This is a genomic window from Winogradskyella sp., assembly GCF_003712105.1.
In the GTDB taxonomy this organism is placed as follows: domain Bacteria; phylum Bacteroidota; class Bacteroidia; order Flavobacteriales; family Flavobacteriaceae; genus Winogradskyella.
On sequence record NZ_RHLG01000001.1, the window covers coordinates 461,645 to 481,788 of the forward strand.

The following is a 20,144-nucleotide window of genomic DNA, read 5'->3' on the forward strand; positions in this document are numbered from 1 at the left end:
GTTTAACAGATTCTCGTACCTTTAGGCTTCAAAAATTAGTGAGATTTCCACTTTCGTGGAAATGAAAATAAATTTTCAATGAAATACGATTTAATAGACCGCAACCTTTTTATAAAAAACCGTAACAACTTCATGGCACAAATGAAGCCTAATAGTTTGGCGGTATTTAACTCTAACGATATCTATCCGGTTAGTGCAGATAGTACCTTGCCATTTGCCCAGCATAGAGATATCTTTTATTTAAGCGGTGTAGATCAAGAGGAAAGTATTTTAGTGGTATTTCCGGATTGCCCTAAAGAAAAGCATCGTGAACTATTATTTTTAAGAGAAACTAACGAGCATATTGCGGTTTGGGAAGGCGAAAAACTAACCAAGGAAAAAGCATATGAAACCTCTGGTATAAAAACCGTGTATTGGCTTCAGGATATGGAGAAGGTCATGTTTGAGCTGATGACCCAATGCGATACGGTTTATATTAATACTAACGAACATTACCGTGCTAATGTTGAAACTGAAACTCGTGAAGACCGCTATAGCAAATGGTTAAAAGGAAAATACCCAGCACATAATGTTGCTAAAAGCAATCCTATTTTGCAACGCTTGCGCTCAGTAAAAGACCCTATAGAATTGGCCTTAATGCAAAAGGCTTGTAATATTACAGAAAAAGGCTTTAGACGTGTGCTCAACTTTGTAGAACCTGATGTTTGGGAATACAATATTGAAGCCGAATACATGCACGAGTTTTTAAATAATCGTTCTAAAGGCTTTGCATATACACCAATTGTAGCTTCTGGTAATAATGCCAATGTGCTTCATTATATCGAAAATAATCAACAATGTAAAGCTGGTGACCTTATACTTATGGATGTTGGTGCCGAATACGCCAATTACTCTAGTGATATGACACGTACCATTCCCGTTTCAGGGAAGTTTACCGACAGACAAAAAGCAGTGTATAATGCTGTAAATCGTGTTAAAGATGAAGCGACTAAAATGCTTGTGCCTGGAACCATTTGGGCAGATTACCATGTTGAAGTCGGAAAAATCATGACATCAGAACTACTAGGTTTAGGTCTACTCGATAAAGCCGATTTACAAAACGAAAACCCAGATTGGCCAGCTTATAAAACATACTTTATGCATGGTACGAGTCATCATATAGGATTGGACACACACGATTACGGTTTGCTACATGAACCAATGCAAGCCAATATGGTGTTTACTGTTGAACCTGGTATCTATATCCCGGATGAAGGTTTTGGAATTAGACTCGAAGATGACGTGGTTATCCAAGAGACTGGTGAGCCATTTAACTTAATGCGAAATATCCCAATTGAAGCTGAAGAGATTGAAGATATTATGAACTCCTAATGGCTACCGAAAACAAAACATCTTGGGCAAAGGCGCTTCTTGAAATTTTTCAAGTGATTTTAAAAGCCTTTAGTAAATCTAATACCAAACGTACTTGGCATCAGCATGTAGTTCCGTACGAAGATGGTTGGGCTGTTCGCCGCGAAGGCAATAAGCGTATTACTTCTAAGCATCGTAAGCAAAGTACCGCCATAAACAAAGCCAAGAGTATTGCAAAACGCATACTTCGGCGACGCTCAGTAACCAAGGTCGATGTTATTATCCATAGAGAAAGTGGTGGTATTAGAGACCGTATAAGTTTTAAGGACTAGGCTTGCATTTGTAAGAAATTATTTATAATTTCAATACAGCTATTTAATTCACAGAGACTTACAAATTAATAATTGTTGGTACACTATAAAATATACCCAGTATTGGGTATACGTTGCCATAGTGTGTGCTATTACTTTTAACCCTAACCAAAAACCAACAATTATGAAACGTTTTACCCTAGCTATTTGTTTAGCATTTGCATTATTTACTAATACTACTTTTTCTCAAAATTTAGATTGTTTAAAACTGCTTGAAAACTTAAAAAAAGAAATTAATGAAGCAAGGCCGATTGTGAATGAAAAAGAAGAGGAGTTTAAGAGTTTAAAAGATCAGTTGACCGTATCTGAAATCAAGGATAGTGATGTCGAAAAACTCAAGGAAATACAAAAAAGTATTGGCGATTTAAAAAAGGATATTAATAAGAAAATTAACGATTTTAAGAGCCTAAAAGACGTTTGTAGTTCTAATAATGCAATCAGTGAAGATGAAGCAAATAAGTTGATGGAGGATTTAGATTTAACACCCTTCAGTGAAGATAAGTCTAAAGAAGTACCTACTGAAAATCAGACTTATATATATTTTAATAAAAATCAAATTATTAAAGAAGATGTAATAAAAAATGATGGTGTCGAGGGTAAGATATTAAATGATATCATTAGTCAAACTAACCAGGAAACTTATTTGGGTGATGTTACCATACCAAAAGATGGTGAAGAGTTTTATTTCTATAAATTTATTACAAGAGGAGAAAAGAAAGAGGTTAAAGAAGAAGAAGAAGAAAACAAACAGGAAATAAAGGAGAAAATCAAAAAAGGAGATACTCCTGACTTACAAGAATCACTGAAGCAATCTGAAGCTATTTTGAAGGAAATTGAAAAAGATGCAAGTGCTGAATTTCAAAGAACAGAAAAAAAGTATAAATTCAAGGGTATAGACATCCAGATTAAAGATGGAAATTTCTTTGATATCAGATTGACTGTTGAGTTTAAAGGACAACCCTATTTATTTGAAAATCAAAAATCAGTGAGTTTTTTCAGATTTAACAGAATGGCTAGAGATAATTACTTATCATATGCCAATAAACAACCTTTTAGCATAGAAGATGATATCTCCGAAATTGAAAACTATCGTATTAGATTAAGTGATGTTCTGTACTATGAATATAAAGTCGGTAATAATTATATCCCTAACGATTTAGTATTAGAATTACCTCAAAAAGATACTGAAGGAAAACAAACCAATCTTGAAGGGCCAGCTACGTTTCAAATAAAAGAAGACACTTATCTAGATAAAATAATTGAATTAAGGGCTTACACTGATTTTTTTGCAATATTTGGTGAAGCTAACAACGGATTATTACAAGTTGAGGGTAGTGCAAAATTGTACTTATTTCCTTACGCGAGACCTTTCTTCAGAACCACAGGACAATATGAATTTCTAAAATCACTTACTCCATATGTTAATTATGCACGCTTCGAAGATGATAATAGATTAGTACAAGCAACACCTGACACTAACATGCCTACAATGGGAATTTTTGACCAACCTCTCGATATTATTGAGAAACGCTTTTTAACAATGGGAGTCAATTTAAATGTCTTTGAAATTTATAATAAAAAATACCCTGTTAAAGGTTCTCTTTTTGCATCTGCAGACTATAATATTACAGAAGCACAATTCGGTATGGCAGATCCTGAAAATATCAGATCATTTGGTTATGGCTTTGGTATTAACATTGCTTCTAAACGATTTAATAATTTTGGATTTAATTATAATATGGAGTTTAAATGGTTTGATTTAGAGAGTTTTAATTCTACGGAGAGTTTTAATACTGAGCTAATAGTACCAGTATTTAAGAATGAAGCAGAAGTCTACTATCATCCAACAGATAATCCAAATCAAGCTATTTTTATAAGATTGCGAACATTTAATTATAAAGGAGATACTAGTAATGAAGCATTTTATCAATTTCAGTTTGGCTATAAGTTCTCCCTAGGTTCGAGGTCTGTTAAAAAAAGTATTTAATCTTTAAATCAAATAGAAAAATTGAACCCAATTAATCATGATACAACAAGATTTACAACACTCCGACTATCGCATTCGTAAACTCATCGGCACATTGGGTTTACTCTTACCTCTAACCTTACCTTTAGCCAAAGGTGAGGTTTTGGCGTCTATAAGCCATTACTATTACAGCACACTTTCGTCGCTGATATTTATAATTGTATTAGCAGCGTTTGGATTGTTTTTACTGTCTTACAAAGGCTATAAAATTGATAAAACCACCGAAACCATTAGTGATGATTTATTAACCAATATTGGTGGCTTAGCAGCATTAATTGTAGTCTTTATACCAACCATATGCTGTGATAGTTCTAGTGACAGTATCCAAACGTTATGTAAAGATGGTCCGCTACCACTTTTTGGGCATAAAAACGAAACTCTCAACTTAGTACATTTGGTAGCCGCAGGCATTTTTATTTTGTGTATGGGTTGGATGTCGCGGTATAAGTTTACACGTGGCTCAGATGATGGTAATCATGGTTTGTACAAATGGTGTGGCAATCTCGTTTTTATTTCTGTTGGGTTAATTATTGTGTTTATTATCCTAGAGAAATTAGAGGTCAACTTTCCATTAAAAGATTACTACGTTTTTATTTTTGAAACCACAGCCGTTATCCCATTTGGGATCTCATGGCTCATAAAAGGTAGAGCCATTGATGATGTTAAGATGATGAGTAGACGTATGTTTGGTATTGGTAATGACAATTAAAAGTTATGAGTTTGTGAAAAGACCACTTAAAATTGACCATAGGTTTGAGTCAAAAGATGATTTTGGAAATTATTTATCAAATCAATATGACAAAGGAGAATTTTCCGGAACGAATGTAGTTGAACTAAATAATATTTCATTTGACTTTTCAGTTGTAATACCATTTAATTTTGCTGGATATCCTTTTAATTCTAATCTGAGTAATTTGTTAATGACTGGTGAATACATCATAAATAATTGTGAGTTTTTGTCACCAGTGAAATTGGAAAACTCAAAAAGAGAAATAAATTTTGATGGCCAATGTTGGTTTAATGATTCACTTAGAATTCAATCTAGAAAAACAAATCTTACTTTTAAAAATTGTGAAATTAATGACTTAGATGTTTCTGAAAGTATCTTTGGGGATGAAAATAGTAAGCTTGGAAAACTTAGGGTAAAAAGCTGTGATGTTTACAAGACAAAATTTAAAAATGCTACCTTTCACGGACTCGTAGATTTTTATAATACAACCTTCAAGGAAAATGTTATATTCTATAAAACTGACTTCTTAAATATAGTCGTATTATCAGCTACTAGATTTAATCAAAATATATTATTCACTTACACTTTGTTAAATGATAAGGTCATAATGCGATCTACTATATTTGACAAAGGCTTTGATTTTTCTCTAGCTGTTCTTAAGGGAGAATTAACAATATTTGATTTATCTCATTCATATGATAAATACTATTCTGAAAATGGAATTACTAAGGAATTTGAATATGAAAGAGCAGTTTCAAAAAGTGGTGTTATTCCAATCCAAAATAAACTCGAGACTTATCGACTGTTAAAGCTAGAATTTGAGAAGCAGAAGAATATTCCTGAATATTTAAACTTCAAACTTTTTGAAAAAAAAACTTATAAACAAATATTGGCTAATAAGGAATGGTCATTCAACAATTGGTTTGATAAAGCCACTCTTTGGTTAAATGGTATATCAAATAATCATGGTAACTCTTATTTCAGAGCATTTCTTTTTATCATTATTGTTGGGTGGTTCTTTTTTTATCTATCATTCATTAGTACAGAAAACTACGAATTCACACTTAATATTTCTCTATGGGAGTTTAATAAAGGCTTAAGTTCATTCGTGCAATTTTTAATTCCAACACATAAATTTAATTATTTAGGAGAGGAAATAAATCTAACTCCATGCTATTACGTATTCGATTTTTTGGGTAGAATTTTTGTTGGTTATGGAATTTATCAATTCATTCAAGCATTTAGGAAATTTAAATAACTCTTTTCGCTTTTTCATTTACTTAATAATTACTAAAAATTAATCTCTTATAATTAACTATTCTTATTATATTTACACATTCTGTTAATTATATAACATTATGAAAACTATTGCATCTTGTGTTGAAGATATACTAATCAAGCAGCCTTTTTTAGAAGAAGCCTTATTCAGAGAAATCATAAATTTTTCGGCATTATCAGAGGAGTTACAGAAGCCTATTAGTGACATGCTTGGTAAGCCTGTAAAAACAGGTGCTATTATGATGGCGTTGCGTCGTTATGGTGCACCTGTACATCTACGTCAATCGCATCAGCTTAAGGCGGTGTTACGAGAATTGGGTGATATTACCGTGCGCTCAAACCTTATTGATTATACGTTTCAAAATTCGGATACGCTGATTAAAAGTCATGCTAAAGTTTTGGACAATCTCGACCCACAATCGTTTTATGGATTCTCGCGTGGAATTTACGAGAGTAATATTGTGGTATCCGCTTCAGATCAAAAAATGGTGCTTGACGCTTTTAGTTCAGAAAAGATGATTGATTCTCAAGATAACTTATCAGCAATTAGTATTCGTTTGCCAAAAAACAACTCTCGTATTTCAGGGTTGTATTATCAAATTTTTAAGCGTTTTGCTTGGCATGGTATTGCATTGCACGAAGTGATTTCGACCACTAATGAATTTACCGTTTTGGTAGAAAGTCATTTGGTAGATCAAGCATTTTCGGCTATTAAAAACCTTAATGCGAACTAGGTTTTTGGATAAGATTCACCAAAACAAATGTTATTATAGCGGGCAACACCCAACCCAAACTATGGGTAGCTAAAGGAATATAGCTGATTATATGTTCTAAACTTTCAGATGGACTAATAAAACCTATAACATCTGGTATGCTAAATATAAATGTTGCAATAACCACCACTCTAAACACTAATGGCGTTGTAAATCGTTCAGGTAGTACATTCAGAATGATAAGTATAATAGTTATTGGATAAATGAATAACAATATGGGGTACGCAATAACGATAATCGAATGAAAATCTAATTGCCCAACACCAATACCTGCAAGGCAACCAACGATTGCGGTAATGGTATATACCATCTGCGAATTACCAAACAAGCCTTTAAAATAATCGGCTGTACCGGCAACAATACCAACCGCTGTAGTGAAGCACGCTAGCGAAATTAAAACACTCAACACGGCATTACCCAAAGTGCCTAATGCAGCAATACTGATACCTCGCAGTAAATTGGCACGTTGCATATCATTACTCAAGGTCGTATCTACATTAATTTCTGAACCAAAATAGGCGCCAACTGCAATGAGTCCCGCATAAATAATAAATAATCCTGAGCCGGCAATAACTCCTGATTTCCGAATGAGTTTACGCTTAGATTCAAACTTACTGACTTGCATGTTATCAAAATTGAGAGACACAATAATTACTGCGCCTACAACAACTGCTCCGATAGCATCAAAGGTTTGGTAGCCTTCTAAAATTCCTGATACCATTGGTGTTTCGAAGACTGAATTTCCTGTTGTAAACCCTGAAGACGATAAGCCAATAACAATAACCGCCAAAAGCATGATTACAATAAATGGCGTTAAAAACTTACCGATTAAATTCAAAATTTTTGAACGGTTCAATACAAACACTAAAACCAAAACAAAGTAAATGGTGCTAGTCAACAATGGACTTGTTCCAAACGAAGGATGAATTGCAATTTCGTGAGTTGCAGATGCTGTACGTGGTGACGGTATTGCAATCGAAATCATATAAACGATAATACAATAGATGGAGCTAAACCACGGCGCTACCTTCTTTCCAAAATCGTACATCGTACCTTGTAATTTGGAATGTGCTACAATCCCAAGGATCGGAATAAGCACTGCGGTAATCATAAAACCGATGCATACCAAAAGCCAATTTTCACCAGCGTTATACCCTAATAATGGTGGAAGTAACAAGTTGCCAGCACCAAAAAACAAAGAGAATAACGCAAAACTTGTGACTAAAAGTTCTTTCCGTTTTATGTTCATCTAATTGGTCTTTATCAATTCTAAATCTCCAAAATCGAAACTAAAATCGGTGATTGGTGCTATGTACTCCATGGTTGCAGATTGTGCTTTTCCATCTTTATCAAAGGTAAACTTCACAAAGACATCAGCATCATAGCTGCGATTATTCCATTTAGCAACATATGTGGTGGCATTGTACGGCAATAGTTCGCCATATAAAGTGGAGGATCGTTTGCTTTTAATAGTATATACACTGCCGTCATGAGAAATCGTCACATCACCAAACCAAGCATCGGTGTAAGTGCCTACAATTTGGGACGGTTTTGGTAGTGCATTACTAGTTTTCATTTTATCTATTTGATTATAGACCGCCACTTTAATACTATCATTATATTGAATGTATCTCGCATTACGTTCACCATAATTTTTAAGCCAACCTCTATCTTCATAGCCTAAATACGCATCTTTTATAGTATTGGTAATTGTATTAAATGCTGAACCATTCATTTGATTAGTTAAAACTACAATAGCCAAATCTAAATCTGGTATCATCGTAAATTGTGTGACTGTTCCTAATAAACCACCGGTATGATATACTTGCTTATGGCCACCTTTAACATCAGTAACAAACCATCCTAAACCATAGCCTCTAAAATTTGAACCGTACCAATCGCCAGGTCTAACTTTTAATGGTGTTTGAAGCTGCCATAATTCGTGAAATTGCGCTTTACTTAATAGGCGTTCTCCTCCTAATGTAACTGCGTCATTCATTAAAAACTTTGCCCAAGTCAACATGTCCGGAACATTACTCATAATACCGCCAGCAGCATTGGCGGTTTCGCTCCAATCATGTGGAATCTGGATAACCTTGCCTTCAGTTCTGGTATGGGCATCTATAATGTTAGAACGATCAGTGACGCGATTATAAGATGCTTTACTATTGACCATGCCAACAGGTTTCATAATCTTGGTTTCAATAAATTCTTCCCAAGTTAAGCCACTGACACGTTTTAAAACTTCGCCAGCAATAATAAACATGTTGTTGTTATATCTAAAATCTGTTCGGAATTTACTCTGCGGTTTAATATGTTTCTGGTTGTCTATAATATCTTGAATGGTGAAATCACTGCCTTCAGGAAAAAACATTAAATCTCCTGTACCTAAACCTAAACCACTACGATGTGTTACTAAATCTCTAACCGTAAAATGCTCAGTTGCCCACGAATCGTATAATTGAAACTCAGGAATATACTTACGTACCTTATCGTCCCAATGTAATTTCCCTTCATCAATTAACATGGCCAAAGCAAAACATGTAAAGCCTTTACTGTTCGATGCAACACCAACAAGGGTGTTTTCGTTCATATCCTTTTTATTGGTCAACGACCTCACGCCATGACCTTTGGCATAAACAATTTCTCCGTCTTTAAGTATCCCTACTGAAATACCAGGAACATCGAAAGTGGTTAATGTTTCTTGAACGAGTTTATCGAGTTTGACTTCTTCAATTTGAGCAAAAAGTACAAATGAAAAAAGACAGCTTAAGAGCGTAATTGAGCGTTTAAAATTCATAATAGATGTTATTACTGAGATTATGATAGTGCCTCAAATATAATGAATTGTTGGTCTAAGATGTAGCTAAGTGTGTTTATCTTTGCGCTTATGTTTATGACGTACAAAAATTGTAAAATTCACTATACATCTCAAGGCGAAGGTGAGACCTTAGTATTACTCCATGGGTTTTTAGAAACCTTAAACATGTGGGACGATTTTGTGGATGACATTTCTGAAAACAGGCATGTACTATGTATTGATTTACTTGGGCATGGTAAAACCGAAAGCATAGGATACATTCATAGTATGGAGCAAATGGCTGAAGCTGTTTTTGCAGTACTTAAGCATTTAAACATAAAAGAGATAAGCTGCGTTGGGCATTCTATGGGTGGCTATGTGGCTTTAGCTTTAGCAGAACAACAGCCTGATTTGGTTAAAGATTTATGCTTAATGAACTCAACGTTTGAAGCTGATAACCATGAGCGAAAAGTGTTGAGAGCTCGAGCTGCTCAAATGGCAACCTCTAATTATGAGAATCTTGTGAGAATGTCATTTACAAACTTGTTTGCTGAAACTAGCCGAAAACTTTTTGAAAACAACTTTAAAGCTGCACTAAAAGTTGCATTGAATACAACAGTTCAAGGTTTTATTGCTGGTCATAAAGGTATGGCGATTAGGCCAAACCGACTCAATGCTTTTAAATCCATTACTGGTAAAAAGGCTATTGTAATTGGCGAAAAAGATTGGATCGTTGATAAAGAATTGCTAATCGAAAAAACAAAAGATACCGCAACTGAAATTGCTGTATTCTCAGAAGGACATATGAGTCATATTGAGAATAAATCAGAATTATCTTACTTTTTATTGCGTTTTAGCGAAAAATAATACGTTTTAGCGTTTTTAGTTTGTTTTTTTTCTAGATTTAGACTTCCCAAATCTCATGACTGATGAAAAAATCTACCTTCCTAACCAACTCTAAGAGACTGTATTGTGACGTTTTTGGTCACAATTATAAACTGTCTAAACAAATTACTTATCACGTTAAAGAATACAAATGTTCTTGTTGTGGTAAAGAAGTTACTACGAACAGCAACGGTTATTTAACTGAATTAACACCTAAATTTAGAGATATAAATGCCGCACTATCAAAAATTTATGCTAATAAATTAGCACGAATGAAACGACAGCGCATTAATACATCTGCGGCTTAGTTATTCGGAATCGGTTTCGTTAAAATTTTTCCAGCCTTTGGCGATAATAGGTACTTTAGTTTCTGCACGTGTGATTAAATGCATACCTCGTTCCGCTTCTGTTATATAACCAATAACCGATAAATTAGGATTTGCTTTTATTTTAGGATAATCTTCTTGAGAAATTGTCATTAACAATTCATAATCCTCACCACCATTAAGTGCAATTGTGGTACTATCAATATTAAACTCCTCACAAGTACTTATCACTTGTGGATCTAAAGGAATTTTATTTTCATACAAATCAACACCTACATTGCTTTGTTTACATAGATGAATAATTTCAGAAGATAATCCATCGCTAATATCAATCATACTCGTAGGCTTTACCTCTAGTTGTTCTAAAAGCTCAACAATATCTTTACGAGCCTCAGGTTTAAGTTGCCGTTCAACAATATATGTATACATTGATAAATCTGGTTGATTTTGAGGGTTTACTTTAAAGACCTCTTTCTCGCGTTCCAATACCTGAAGTCCCATATACGCACCACCTAAATCACCAGTAACAACTAATAAATCGTTAGGCTTAGCTCCTGAGCGTTTTACTACTTTATCGTCTTCGACTTCTCCTATTGCAGTAATAGAAATAATAAGTCCAGAAGTAGAAGATGTTGTATCTCCACCAACCACATCAACATTATAAATACGTGCAGCAGTTTCTATGCCTGCATACAATTCTTCTAAAGCTTCTAATGGAAATCTATTTGATACAGCTATAGAAACCGTAATCTGAGTTGCAGTAGCGTTCATTGCGTAAACATCAGATAAATTTACCATTACAGCTTTATAGCCTAAATGTTTAAGAGGCACATAACTTAAATCGAAATGCACACCTTCTACCAATACATCGGTAGTAACTACAATACTTTTCTTGGCTGGCGTTAATATTGCGGCATCATCACCGATACCAAGTATGGTCGACTTATGATTTATTTTAAACTGATGGGTTAAGTGTTCAATAAGTTTGAACTCTCCAAGCTCACTTAATGAAGTGCGCTGAGGGTTTTTATCTTCTAACATGATGCAAAGGTACAGCGAATGATTATATTTTGACAATACTCAAACGACAATTAATTCAATTTATATATTATCTTTAACTAATTTATGAATAAAAAATCTACACCTACTTATGAAAAAAAATCTACGCTTACTTATTGTATTTTGTGTCACCTTTTCATTTAGTCAAACACCTTGTGAAAGTGGTTTCGCTGGTATTTATCCATGTAATGATTACGATCTATTATCTACAATTCCGGTTTCAGTTTTAGCCAACTCAAATGGCACCCCTGAAGGTAGTGATATTTGGGGTTGGACAGACCCAAGTACAGGTAAAGAATATGCGCTATGCGCTATGACAAATAGTACCGCTTTTGTAGACATTTCTGACCCAGTGAACCCTATTTTTCTTGGACGTTTAGACAGCAGTGCTGGTAATAATTTTTGGCGTGATGTCAAGGTTTATAACAACCACGCTTTTATTGTGGCAGATAATGTTGGTGCTCACGGCATGCAAGTGTTCGATTTAACACGTTTGAGAAATGTTACAAATCCTCCTGTTACGTTTAGTGCCGATGCTATATATGTTGGATTTTTGGGTATAGGTAGTTGCCATAATATTGTAATTAATGAAGATACGGCCATCGCTTATTTAGTAGGTTGTGATAGAGTTAGTGGAGGTCCTATTTTTATAGATATTTCTAACCCCACAAGTCCAGTTGGTCTAGGAAGCTATTCTGACGAAGGCTATTCGCATGATGCACAAGTTGTAACTTATAATGGTCCAGATACTAATTATATAGGTCGAGAAATCTATGTAGGCAGTAACGAAAATGAAATCGTCATTTTAGATGTAACCGACAAAAGTAATGTTGTAAAGCTTTCAGAATTATCATATTTACAACTGGGTTACACACATCAAGGATGGTTTACTGATGATCACAGGTATTTTATTTTAGGAGACGAGCAAGATGAAATTGATTTTGGAATTAACTCCAAGACTTTGGTATTTGATATGTCAGACTTAACTAATCCATCATTGTCTTCAACTTATCTAGGCCCAACTGGTGCAATAGACCATAACGGATATGTTCTTGGTAATAAATACTACCTGGCTAATTATACCGCTGGTATGCGTGTCTTAGACATTACAAACATATCTGCAGCATCAAATTCAATGACTGAAATAGGCTTTTTTGACACAAGACCTGAAAACGACAATACTTCATTTAACGGCGCATGGAGTGTTTATCCTTACTTTAGTAGTGGTAATATTGTAATAAACGATATAGAACGTGGCTTATTTGTAGTAGGTAAAATTAGCACTTTACCAGTTAACACTAATGCCATAAGTTCATTTTCAATTTATCCGAATCCAGCAACAACTAATCCTAAAATTAAATCTCCTGAAAACACGATTATAAATTCTGTAGAAGTGTTTAACCTATTAGGTCAAAGCATTTATAATAAACAAGATATAAATGAAGCGGTTTTTACATTACCATTATTGCAAAATGCTAAAGGAATATATATGGTTAAAATTAATAATCGTGTGGTACAAAAAGTTATCTTAAAATAATATCACTTAAACTCGCGTTAACCTATTTATAATTAAATGGTTAAATTGCAGAAAAATAACCCCATGAAATTTTTTAAACTTACAATTTACGTCCTACTATGTGTTTTATTTAGTATCACCATTAGTTGCGATAACGACGACACATCTCCACCACCACCTACTAGCATTGACAGCGATAATGATGGTATTAATGATGATGATGATAATTGTCCTAACACTGATAATCTAGACCAATTAGATACTGATAATGATGGAGAAGGTGATGTTTGCGATGAGGATGATGATGATGATGGGGTCCTAGATGTCGACGATAATTGTCCCTTAACTCCTAACCCTGACCAGTCCGATGCTGATAACGATGGCATTGGCGATGCTTGTGATAATACTTTAGATCCATTATTTAGATGCGAAAATGGAATGGCTGGACCATATCCTTGTAATGGTATAGATATTTTATCCATGATAGATGTTGCAACACTTAGTGGATCTCCGACTGCAGAAGGAAGTGATATTTGGGGCTGGACCGATTCAACTTCAAACAAAGAATATGCTATTGTTGGCCTTACTAATAGTACCGCCTTTGTCGATGTAACTGATCCACTAAACCCTATATTCTTAGGAAGATTAAACTCTAATGCTGGCAGCAATTTTTGGAGAGATATTAAAACCTACAATGATTACGCATTTATAGTTGCAGATAATGTAGGTAATCATGGTATGCAAGTGTTTGATTTAACTCGTCTTAGAAATGTGACAAATCCACCAGAAACTTTTACTGCTGATACCGTTTATAATGGTGTAGGAAGTTGTCATAATATTGTCATTAATGAAAGTGAAGCTATTGCCTATCTCGTAGGTTGCTCCTCTACAAATGGTGGCGGACCAATATTTGTAGATATCTCTAATCCAATGAACCCAACTTTTATTGCTGATTTCATTGGTGTAGGGTATTCACATGATGCGCAAGTTGTAACTTATAATGGTCCAGATTCGGACTATACTGGTCAAGAAATTTATGTAGGTAGCAATGAAAATGAAGTTGTTGTATTAGATGTTACAGACAAACTAAATGTAACCATAATTTCAAGATTTTCGTACCCTCAATTAGGATATACACATCAAGGATGGTTTACTGAGGACCAAAGGTATTTTATTTTAGGAGACGAAACTGACGAACAAGGATTTGGCTTTAATACAAAAACATTAATCTTTGATTTCTCTGATTTAGATAATCCTGCACTATTCTCAACCTATTTTGGACCAACTGCTGCTATTGACCATAATGGTTATGTGTTAGGTAACGATTATTTTTTATCTAACTATAGAGCAGGAATGCGAATTATTGATATATCTAACATTAACAATTCAAGTAACCCAATGACTGAAACACACTTTTTGGACACCTTCCCTAGTAGTGATGGTGCTGCTTTTAATGGTGTTTGGAGTGTTTACCCTTATTTTCCAAGCGGTAATATTGTGATAGGAGATATTGAAAGTGGTTTGTTTGTCGTACAGAAAAGTCAATAATTTATTCAAAACCGTGATTGCCAAAAGCCCCTATATTTTAAATCTATGTATTGTACTGCTTTTTTTTAATTGCAGTAACCCTGAACAATTAAACATCACAGCACCTGTAAGTTCATCGGTAGGTGATATTGAATTTATTACAACTTTAGGCGGTAGTGCAAACGAGAGCGCTCAATCTATAACATCAACAAATGATGGCGGTTACGCTATATTAGGATTTACGCAAAGCAATGATGGAGATATTACTGATAAACAAGATTCGAGCTTTGACTATTGGTTACTTAAATATGATGCTAATAACAACCTACAATGGCAAAAAACATACGGAGGAACCAATGATGATAGAGGAAGCGAAATTATTCAAACTCAAGATGGTGGCTTTGCCATTATTGGCTCAAGCCAAAGCAACGATGTTGACGTCTCCTTAAATAATGGCTCAGAAGATTTCTGGATCGCTAAACTAGATAGTCAAGGTACTATTATATGGGAAAAATCGCTAGGCTTTCAAGGTAATGACAATGGGGTTTCTGTAATACAAACTTCAGATTTAGGTTATTTATTAATTGGTGTTTTAGACGTCACAGCTTCTGGTGGTCAAGGCAATACAACTCGTGTTGCTACACGCCATGCAGGTGGTGATTATTGGGCAGTAAAATTAGATACTAACGGAGAATTACAGTGGAGTAAATTTTTTGGAGGCCTTTTTACAGATACTCCTGAAGGTGTAGTTCAAACACCAGATGGAGGTTTTATTATTGCAGGTGGTTCTGATAGTGCCGATACCGATATAACCAATAATAAAGGATCTTACGATTTTTGGGTGGTTCGAATTGATGCTAATGGTATCCTTGTATGGGAAAAATCTTTTGGTGGTGATGAAATTGATCAAGCCAGAGCAATCGTAAAAACTAATGATGGCAATTATGTAATCGCTGGAGATACAAGAAGCAATAATACTGATGTGTCTTCAAATAATGGTGCTGCCGACTTATGGTTAATTCAAATCTCAATTGAAGGCAATCTTATTTGGGAAAAGACAATTGGCGGCACTAATTTTGATGTTGCAAGAGCTATTAAAACCACTCAAGACAATGGTTTTATTTTATCTGGCAGTTCGAGAAGTAGCGATGGCGATGTGTCAGAAAACAAAGGACAAAATGATGCTTGGGCTATAAAAGTTGATAGTAATGGAGATTTACAATGGGAAGCATCTGTTGGAGGAAGCAATATTGATTTTGCTTATGGCGTTACAGAATTAAATGACAGGTCTATAATTGTTGTCGGTGATACAACAAGCAATGACGGTGATATTGATGATAATAGAGGTTTTACTGACCTACTACTTTTTAAAATAAATTAAAGCAATTATGAAGAAATTTTTAACGTTACTGTTAGTTGTATTTGTATGCACTAATTGTAGTGATGATGTTGACGATATTGTAAATGCAACACAAATTAATCCTGTGTTTTCCTTTACCCATAATTGGGAAGGCATCCCAGTTACAAATGCCAATTTTAATTCGGTACAATACACTAACGCAAATGGTGAGATGTTAAGTATTGAGCGTTTGCGTTACGTAATATCTGATATAGTATTTACTACAACTTCTAATGAAGTGTTAGAGTTGGATGCCTATAATTTAGTGGATGTTACTAACAACAATAACTTAGTTTTTCAAGTACCATTTACTATTCCAATAGGCAATTACAATAATGTGTCTTTCACTTTTGGATTTGACAATGAAGACAACTCTGAAAATTATGCCGATTTAAACTCTGCATCTTTCAATGTGCCAGATATGTTAGGAGGCGGTTACCATTATATGCAATTTGATGGTAAATATTTAGACGCAAGTAATTCTGAAGCGCCTTTTAATTATCATGCCATTCGGGCTGTAGATAACCCCGGTATGTCTCCAACGTTTCCTCAAGACACCTTCTTTACTGTTAATTTAGGTGCCGTAAATATTACGGGTGAAACTACTTTTAATATTGAAGTAAATCTTGCTGAATGGTTTCAAAATCCTAATACCTGGGACTTAAACCAATTAAATACTGTGCTTATGCCTAACTCAGCTGCTCAGATACAAATGTTTCAAAATGGGCAAAGTGTATTTAGCTTAGGTTCTGTTTCGCAACAATGAATTTTTGAAAAAGATTTGTTACATATTATGTATCGTTCTATTTATTGTATCCTGCTCTAGTAGTGACAATGAAGGTTACACACCTGTAGCTGTAGATTTAGAAATTCCTGAGATTTTTTCAAGCAATATATTGCCACCGGTAATACCAAACACCAATCCACTTACTGAAGAAGGAATTGCTCTAGGAAAACGATTGTTTTTTGATAGGATTTTATCTGCTGATGAAACCATATCATGTGCTAGTTGCCATTCGCCTCAAAATGCGTTTTCGGATAATTCAGCTACTAGTGTAGGTGTTGATGGTTTAAGTGGAACTAGAAACTCAATGCCACTATTTAATTTGGCATGGAATTATAACGAACGCTTTGCTTGGGATGGAAAAGAACTAAGCTTAGAAAGACAAGTAATTGAACCCGTTCAAAATCCGCTTGAAATGCACAGCGATTGGGACGATGTTATTAATAAGCTACAAGGGCATCCGGAATACCCGGAGTTATTTTCAAGAGCATTTAATACATCGACAATTACACAAGATTTAGTGACTAAAGCCATAGCACAATTTGAACGCACCATGATTTCGGCCAACTCAAAATTCGATAGATATTCGCTTGGGCAAGCCACTTTAACTCCTCAAGAACTTAATGGCTTGGATGTTTTTCTTCGTGAAGACAAAGGAGATTGCTTTCATTGTCATGGTAATCCAAATAACCCTTTGTGGACAGATAATGACTTTCACAACAATGGCCTTGATGCTACATTTACCGATTTAGGATTAGGAGCAGTGTCAGGTGACCCCAATGACAATGGTAAGTTTAGGTCACCATCATTAAGGAATTTGGTTTATACGGCACCATACATGCATGACGGTCGTTTTCAGACTCTTGATGACGTTATAGATTTTTACAGTGAGGGTTTACAAAATTCTCCAACCATCGATCCATTAATGAAAAATATAGATCAAGGTGGCGCTCAACTTTCGCCAGAAGACAAAGCAGACTTAAAAGCGTTTCTGTTAACCTTATCAGACCCGTCATTTCTTACAAATCCTGCATTTCAAAACTAAGATTTTTCAACAAAATGTTATAGTTTTGTGTATTTCATCGAAAAAAAGAGCATTTCAGCTTAAAAAGTGTTTTGATTCCCTATATTGCTTTTCCCAAATCACTATTAATGAAACCTACCAATACAGATAATATATCTTGTATCGTTTTTGGTCATAATTTCTACAAGCCTGAAGATGGCAAGGGTGACCAGTTACTTTGCAAAAATTGTAGCGCAAAAGTTACTATAGACGATCACGGTGACTTCAATTCTAGTGGCGCAACAGATAAAATATTCGAAGTTGCACTTCGCAAACTATTCTTACTTAAGCGAAAGGTTGCATAGCCATTCACTACTACTTAGTTCTCTAGACAAAGATTTGCATAACTAATTCCTATTTGGTCATATCATAATATAATGTTAGTTATTGTTGGCAAAAGCCTGTTATGTCGTATCTTTGCACTCTATTTAGATAAAATCTAATTAAGAATTATGATTAAAGTATCTGATACTGCAAAAAAGAAAGTCGTTGAGCTTATGAGTGACGATGGCTTTGATGTGTCTAAAGACTTCATCAGAGTTGGCGTTAAGAGCGGTGGATGTTCTGGACTTTCTTATGATTTAAAATTTGATAATACTAAAGCCGAAGAAGACAAAGTTTTTGAGGATAACGGCGTACGTATTATAGTTGATAAAAAAAGCTTCTTGTACCTAATAGGAACTACTTTAGAATATTCTGGAGGACTAAACGGTACTGGCTTTGTGTTTAATAATCCTAATGCCAACAGAACTTGTGGTTGTGGCGAATCTTTTTCACTTTAAGTAAATAGGCTATGTCAAAATATACTGAAGACGATTTAAGGGAAGAGTTAAAAACCAAAGAATATGAGTATGGTTTTTACACAGACATTGAGTCTGAAACGTTTCCCAATGGGTTAAACGAAGATATCGTAAGAGCGATTTCTAAGAAAAAGAATGAGCCTGAATGGATGACCAATTGGCGATTAGAAGCCTTTAAGGTGTGGAAAGAAATGACTGAGCCTGAATGGGCTAACGTTCATTACGAAAAGCCAGACTTTCAGGCTATATCCTATTATTCAGCGCCAAACAGCAAACCTAAATATGATAGCTTAGATGAGGTTGACCCAGAACTATTGGCGACGTTCGAAAAATTAGGAATCTCACTTGATGAGCAAAAGAAATTAGCCGGTGTAGCTATGGATGTTGTTGTAGACTCAGTTTCAGTTGCTACTACATTCAAAAAGACGCTTGCTGAAAAGGGTATCATTTTTATGAGTATTTCTGAGGCTATTCAAGAATACCCAGAATTGGTTAAAAAATATATTGGTACGGTTGTACCACAGAAAGACAACTTCTATGCGGCATTAAACTCAGCTGTGTTTAGTGATGGTAGTTTTTGCTATATCCCAAAAGGTGTAAGATGCCCAATGGAGCTTTCTACGTATTTTAGAATAAATCAAGCCGGAACTGGGCAATTTGAAAGAACACTCGTTATTGCCGACGAAGGCAGTTACGTCTCGTACCTTGAAGGTTGTACAGCTCCAAGTCGAGACGAAAATCAATTGCATGCCGCAGTGGTAGAATTAATAGCTATGGAAGATGCAGAGATTAAATACAGTACTGTTCAAAATTGGTTCCCTGGAAATGCTGAAGGTAAAGGTGGTGTTTACAACTTTGTTACCAAAAGAGGACTTTGCGAAAAGAATGCAAAAATCTCTTGGACTCAGGTTGAAACAGGAAGTGCTGTAACTTGGAAGTATCCATCTTGTGTGCTTAAAGGAGATAATTCAATTGGTGAGTTTTACTCTATAGCTGTTACTAATAATTATCAGCAAGCAGATACGGGTACAAAAATGATTCATTTAGGTAAGAATACTAAATCTACAATCATATCCAAAGGTATTTCAGCTGGTAAGTCTCAAAACTCATATAGAGGTTTAGTGCAAATTAGTTCTAGAGCTGAGAATGCCCGAAATTTTTCACAATGTGATAGCTTATTAATGGGTAACGAATGCGGTGCACATACATTTCCATATATCGAAGCAAAAAATAAATCCGCTCAAATAGAACACGAAGCTACAACGAGTAAAATTGGTGAAGACCAAATCTTTTACTGTAACCAACGTGGTATTGATACTGAAAAAGCAATTGCACTTATTGTAAATGGTTTCAGTAAAGAAGTATTAAACAAATTACCTATGGAATTTGCTGTTGAAGCACAAAAACTTCTTGAAATCAGCTTAGAAGGTTCTGTAGGATAAACAATCAATAAGACT

General features: G+C 34.8%; 19 protein-coding genes. 16 read left to right on the plus strand and 3 right to left on the minus strand.

Features of this window, described 5'->3' with window-relative positions:
• Positions 1-78 precede the first annotated feature (78 nt).
• The 6 genes from ED556_RS02200 to ED556_RS02225 all read left to right on the plus strand — a co-directional run bounded on the left by ED556_RS02200 (position 79) and on the right by ED556_RS02225 (position 6,489).
• Positions 79-1,371, plus strand: a complete 1,293-nt coding sequence (locus tag ED556_RS02200) for an aminopeptidase P family protein (RefSeq protein ID WP_296318905.1) — start codon at positions 79-81, stop codon at positions 1,369-1,371.
• Positions 1,371-1,682 carry a DUF2188 domain-containing protein gene (locus ED556_RS02205; RefSeq protein ID WP_296318906.1) on the plus strand — a complete coding sequence of 104 codons (312 nt, stop codon included), beginning with the start codon at positions 1,371-1,373 and terminating at the stop codon, positions 1,680-1,682. The genes ED556_RS02200 and ED556_RS02205 overlap by 1 nt, the downstream gene beginning before the upstream one ends.
• Positions 1,683-1,845: 163 nt before the next feature.
• Positions 1,846-3,708: a hypothetical protein gene (locus tag ED556_RS02210; RefSeq protein ID WP_296318907.1), complete on the plus strand. Its 1,863-nt coding sequence runs from the start codon at positions 1,846-1,848 to the stop codon at positions 3,706-3,708.
• Positions 3,709-3,745: 37 nt separating this feature from the next.
• The gene (locus ED556_RS02215; protein ID WP_296318908.1) at positions 3,746-4,456 is read left to right on the plus strand and encodes a hypothetical protein; all 711 of its coding nucleotides are present in this window, start codon (positions 3,746-3,748) and stop codon (positions 4,454-4,456) included.
• A 13-nt stretch (positions 4,457-4,469) separates the two neighbouring features.
• The gene (locus ED556_RS02220; protein ID WP_296318909.1) at positions 4,470-5,735 is read left to right on the plus strand and encodes a pentapeptide repeat-containing protein; all 1,266 of its coding nucleotides are present in this window, start codon (positions 4,470-4,472) and stop codon (positions 5,733-5,735) included.
• Positions 5,736-5,835: 100 nt separating this feature from the next.
• On the plus strand, positions 5,836-6,489 hold the full coding sequence (locus ED556_RS02225) for a hypothetical protein (protein WP_296318910.1): 654 nt from the start codon (positions 5,836-5,838) through the stop codon (positions 6,487-6,489).
• On the opposite strand, the gene brnQ is transcribed toward ED556_RS02225, so the two are convergent.
• Together brnQ and ED556_RS02235 are read right to left on the minus strand one after the other, a co-directional pair.
• A complete protein-coding gene (brnQ, locus tag ED556_RS02230; protein WP_296318911.1) occupies positions 6,476-7,777 on the minus strand; it encodes a branched-chain amino acid transport system II carrier protein in 1,302 nt (433 codons plus the stop codon). The two genes, ED556_RS02225 and brnQ, sit on opposite strands and share 14 nt — an antisense overlap.
• Positions 7,778-9,328 (minus strand): serine hydrolase, encoded by a 1,551-nt coding sequence (locus tag ED556_RS02235; RefSeq protein ID WP_296318912.1) that lies wholly within the window; start codon positions 9,326-9,328, stop codon positions 7,778-7,780.
• 96 nt (positions 9,329-9,424) lie between these two features.
• Between ED556_RS02235 and ED556_RS02240 the strand changes: the two genes are divergently transcribed.
• Both ED556_RS02240 and ED556_RS02245 read left to right on the plus strand, forming a co-directional pair.
• Positions 9,425-10,195, plus strand: coding sequence for an alpha/beta hydrolase (locus ED556_RS02240; RefSeq protein ID WP_296318913.1), 771 nt, complete (start codon positions 9,425-9,427; stop codon positions 10,193-10,195).
• 62 nt (positions 10,196-10,257) lie between these two features.
• The gene (locus ED556_RS02245) at positions 10,258-10,521 is read left to right on the plus strand and encodes a hypothetical protein (RefSeq protein ID WP_296318914.1); all 264 of its coding nucleotides are present in this window, start codon (positions 10,258-10,260) and stop codon (positions 10,519-10,521) included.
• Here ED556_RS02245 and thiL read toward each other — a convergent pair whose 3' ends face one another.
• Positions 10,522-11,580, minus strand: a complete 1,059-nt coding sequence (gene thiL, locus ED556_RS02250) for a thiamine-phosphate kinase (protein ID WP_296318915.1) — start codon at positions 11,578-11,580, stop codon at positions 10,522-10,524.
• A gap of 109 nt (positions 11,581-11,689) precedes the next feature.
• Between thiL and ED556_RS02255 the strand changes: the two genes are divergently transcribed.
• The 8 genes from ED556_RS02255 (at position 11,690) to sufB (ending at position 20,129) form a co-directional block, all read left to right on the plus strand.
• Positions 11,690-13,135 carry a choice-of-anchor B family protein gene (locus ED556_RS02255; protein WP_296318916.1) on the plus strand — a complete coding sequence of 482 codons (1,446 nt, stop codon included), beginning with the start codon at positions 11,690-11,692 and terminating at the stop codon, positions 13,133-13,135.
• 63 nt (positions 13,136-13,198) lie between these two features.
• A complete protein-coding gene (locus ED556_RS02260) occupies positions 13,199-14,662 on the plus strand; it encodes a choice-of-anchor B family protein (protein WP_296318917.1) in 1,464 nt (487 codons plus the stop codon).
• A 13-nt stretch (positions 14,663-14,675) separates the two neighbouring features.
• A complete protein-coding gene (locus ED556_RS02265; protein ID WP_296318918.1) occupies positions 14,676-16,022 on the plus strand; it encodes a hypothetical protein in 1,347 nt (448 codons plus the stop codon).
• Between the two features lie 7 nt (positions 16,023-16,029).
• Positions 16,030-16,806 carry an MbnP family protein gene (locus tag ED556_RS02270; protein WP_296318919.1) on the plus strand — a complete coding sequence of 259 codons (777 nt, stop codon included), beginning with the start codon at positions 16,030-16,032 and terminating at the stop codon, positions 16,804-16,806.
• A gap of 4 nt (positions 16,807-16,810) precedes the next feature.
• Positions 16,811-17,869: a cytochrome c peroxidase gene (locus ED556_RS02275; protein WP_296318920.1), complete on the plus strand. Its 1,059-nt coding sequence runs from the start codon at positions 16,811-16,813 to the stop codon at positions 17,867-17,869.
• Positions 17,870-17,976: 107 nt separating this feature from the next.
• Positions 17,977-18,192, plus strand: a complete 216-nt coding sequence (locus ED556_RS02280) for a hypothetical protein (protein ID WP_296318921.1) — start codon at positions 17,977-17,979, stop codon at positions 18,190-18,192.
• A 147-nt stretch (positions 18,193-18,339) separates the two neighbouring features.
• Positions 18,340-18,669 (plus strand): iron-sulfur cluster assembly accessory protein, encoded by a 330-nt coding sequence (locus ED556_RS02285; RefSeq protein WP_296318922.1) that lies wholly within the window; start codon positions 18,340-18,342, stop codon positions 18,667-18,669.
• Positions 18,670-18,680: 11 nt separating this feature from the next.
• Positions 18,681-20,129, plus strand: coding sequence for a Fe-S cluster assembly protein SufB (gene sufB / locus ED556_RS02290; RefSeq protein ID WP_296318923.1), 1,449 nt, complete (start codon positions 18,681-18,683; stop codon positions 20,127-20,129).
• Positions 20,130-20,144 lie beyond the last annotated feature (15 nt).

Excerpts from the sequence above, each read along its gene's own strand:
- ED556_RS02205 (WP_296318906.1), top strand. The coding sequence starts at position 1,371 with ATGGCTACCGAAAACAAAACATCTTGGGCAAAGGCGCTTCTTGAAATT.
- ED556_RS02280 (WP_296318921.1), top strand. The coding sequence starts at position 17,977 with ATGAAACCTACCAATACAGATAATATATCTTGTATCGTTTTTGGTCAT.
- ED556_RS02260 (WP_296318917.1), top strand. The coding sequence starts at position 13,199 with ATGAAATTTTTTAAACTTACAATTTACGTCCTACTATGTGTTTTATTT.
- brnQ (WP_296318911.1), bottom strand. The coding sequence starts at position 7,777 with ATGAACATAAAACGGAAAGAACTTTTAGTCACAAGTTTTGCGTTATTC.
- ED556_RS02240 (WP_296318913.1), top strand. The coding sequence starts at position 9,425 with ATGACGTACAAAAATTGTAAAATTCACTATACATCTCAAGGCGAAGGT.
- ED556_RS02235 (WP_296318912.1), bottom strand. The coding sequence starts at position 9,328 with ATGAATTTTAAACGCTCAATTACGCTCTTAAGCTGTCTTTTTTCATTT.
- thiL (WP_296318915.1), bottom strand. The coding sequence starts at position 11,580 with ATGTTAGAAGATAAAAACCCTCAGCGCACTTCATTAAGTGAGCTTGGA.
- ED556_RS02255 (WP_296318916.1), top strand. The coding sequence starts at position 11,690 with ATGAAAAAAAATCTACGCTTACTTATTGTATTTTGTGTCACCTTTTCA.
- ED556_RS02225 (WP_296318910.1), top strand. The coding sequence starts at position 5,836 with ATGAAAACTATTGCATCTTGTGTTGAAGATATACTAATCAAGCAGCCT.
- ED556_RS02245 (WP_296318914.1), top strand. The coding sequence starts at position 10,258 with ATGAAAAAATCTACCTTCCTAACCAACTCTAAGAGACTGTATTGTGAC.
- ED556_RS02200 (WP_296318905.1), top strand. The coding sequence starts at position 79 with ATGAAATACGATTTAATAGACCGCAACCTTTTTATAAAAAACCGTAAC.
- ED556_RS02215 (WP_296318908.1), top strand. The coding sequence starts at position 3,746 with ATGATACAACAAGATTTACAACACTCCGACTATCGCATTCGTAAACTC.
- sufB (WP_296318923.1), top strand. The coding sequence starts at position 18,681 with ATGTCAAAATATACTGAAGACGATTTAAGGGAAGAGTTAAAAACCAAA.
- ED556_RS02285 (WP_296318922.1), top strand. The coding sequence starts at position 18,340 with ATGATTAAAGTATCTGATACTGCAAAAAAGAAAGTCGTTGAGCTTATG.
- ED556_RS02210 (WP_296318907.1), top strand. The coding sequence starts at position 1,846 with ATGAAACGTTTTACCCTAGCTATTTGTTTAGCATTTGCATTATTTACT.
- ED556_RS02270 (WP_296318919.1), top strand. The coding sequence starts at position 16,030 with ATGAAGAAATTTTTAACGTTACTGTTAGTTGTATTTGTATGCACTAAT.